2 protein-coding genes are annotated in these 2118 nt (G+C 56.5%); both read right to left on the minus strand.

From position 1 onward, the window contains the following. A partial coding sequence (atpD, locus tag ACIQU2_RS27145) for a F0F1 ATP synthase subunit beta (RefSeq protein ID WP_403145342.1) occupies positions 1 to 1228 on the minus strand: 1228 nt, incomplete at its 3' end. A gap of 27 nt (positions 1229 to 1255) precedes the next feature. Next, positions 1256 to 2116 (minus strand): F0F1 ATP synthase subunit gamma, encoded by an 861-nt coding sequence (gene atpG, locus ACIQU2_RS27150; protein ID WP_403145345.1) that lies wholly within the window; start codon positions 2114 to 2116, stop codon positions 1256 to 1258. Positions 2117 to 2118 lie beyond the last annotated feature (2 nt).

A 2118-nucleotide genomic window follows, 5' to 3' on the forward strand; every position in this document is an offset into this window, starting at 1 on the left:
AGACTTCAGCCACGAAGAACGGCTGCGACAAGAAACGCTGGATCTTACGAGCACGGTTTACCAACTGCTTGTCGGCTTCCGACAGCTCGTCCATACCCAGGATCGCAATGATGTCCTTCAGTTCTTTGTAACGTTGCAGAACATACTGTACGCCGCGAGCGGTGTCGTAGTGGTCCTGGCCGATTACGTTCGGGTCCAGCTGGCGCGAAGTCGAGTCGAGTGGATCGACCGCTGGGTAGATACCCAGGGAAGCGATGTCACGGGACAGAACGACGGTGGCGTCCAAGTGGGCGAAAGTGGTCGCTGGCGACGGGTCAGTCAAGTCATCCGCAGGTACGTATACCGCTTGGATCGAAGTGATCGAACCGTTTTTGGTCGAAGTGATACGCTCTTGCAGAGTACCCATCTCTTCGGCCAGGGTCGGCTGGTAACCTACTGCGGAAGGCATACGGCCCAGCAGTGCGGATACTTCAGTACCGGCCAGGGTGTAACGATAGATGTTGTCGACGAACAGCAGAACGTCGTTACCTTCGTCACGGAACTTCTCGGCCATGGTCAGGCCGGTCAGTGCTACGCGCAGACGGTTACCCGGCGGCTCGTTCATCTGACCGTAAACCAGTGCCACTTTGTCCAGAACGTTGGAATCCTTCATCTCGTGGTAGAAGTCGTTACCCTCACGAGTACGCTCACCCACACCGGCGAACACGGAATAACCGGCGTGCTCGATGGCGATGTTACGGATCAGTTCCATCATGTTTACGGTTTTGCCTACACCGGCACCACCGAACAGACCGACTTTACCACCCTTGGCGAACGGGCAAACCAGGTCGATAACCTTGATGCCGGTTTCCAGCAGGTCGTTGCCGCCCGCTTGTTCAGCGAAGGTTGGCGCAGGACGGTGAATGCCCCAGCGCTCTTCGGTGTCAATCGGGCCAGCTTCGTCGATCGGGTTGCCCAGTACGTCCATGATCCGGCCCAGGGTCGCTTTACCGACCGGTACGGAGATGGCTGCGCCGGAGTCCTTGACTTCCAGACCGCGCTTCAAGCCTTCGGTGGAACCCATCGCAATGGTACGAACCACGCCGTCGCCCAGCTGTTGCTGAACTTCCAGAGTGGTCCCTGCCGCGCTTTGTACCAACAGCGCGTTATAGATGCTCGGTACGCTGTCGCGTGGAAATTCCACGTCGATAACGGCGCCGATGATTTGAACGATACGTCCGCTACTCATAGCTGGATCCTCTGAATATTTGAACCGTTAAACCGCGGCAGCGCCGCCGACGATTTCCGAGATCTCTTGGGTGAGCGCAGCCTGACGCGCCGTGGTGTAGACCAGCTGCAAATCGCTGAGCAAATCACCGGCGTTGTCGGTAGCGTTCTTCATCGCGATCATCCGCGCAGCTTGTTCAGCCGCGTTGTTCTCGACCACCGCCTGGTAGACCTGCGACTCAACGTAGCGGACCATCAAGCCGTCAAGCAGCTCTTTGGCATCCGGTTCGTAGAGATAGTCCCAGTGATGCTTGAGTGATTGATCCGCGGTTGCCTCCAGTGGAATCAACTGCTCCACAGTAGGCTGTTGCGTCATGGTGTTGATGAACTTGTTGGACACCACGGACAGGCGATCAATACGGCCGTCCAGGTAGGCATCCAGCATCACCTTGACGCTGCCAATCAGATCATTGATCGACGGCTCTTCACCTAGGTGGCTGATAGCTGCAACGACGTTACCGCCGAAGTTGCGGAAGAAAGCCGCACCCTTGCTACCAACAACACACAGATCAATCTCGACGCCGTTATCGCGGTTTACCGCCATGTCCTTGACCAAGGCCTTGAACAGGTTGGTGTTCAAGCCACCACACAAACCACGGTCACTGCTCACTACGACATAACCGACGCGCTTGATTTCTCGCTCGATCATGAAGGGGTGGCGATATTCCGGGTTAGCGTTGGCCAAATGACCAATAACCTGGCGGATGCGCTCCGCGTAAGGACGGCTAGCAGCCATGCGCATTTGTGCCTTGCGCATTTTACTGACCGCCACTTTTTCCATGGCGCTGGTAATCTTTTGCGTGCTTTTGATGCTCGCTATGGTACTGCGAATCTCTTTTGCGCGTGCCAGGT

This window comes from Pseudomonas sp. NPDC098740 (genome assembly GCF_044760065.1).
Lineage (GTDB): Bacteria > Pseudomonadota > Gammaproteobacteria > Pseudomonadales > Pseudomonadaceae > Aquipseudomonas > Aquipseudomonas rossensis.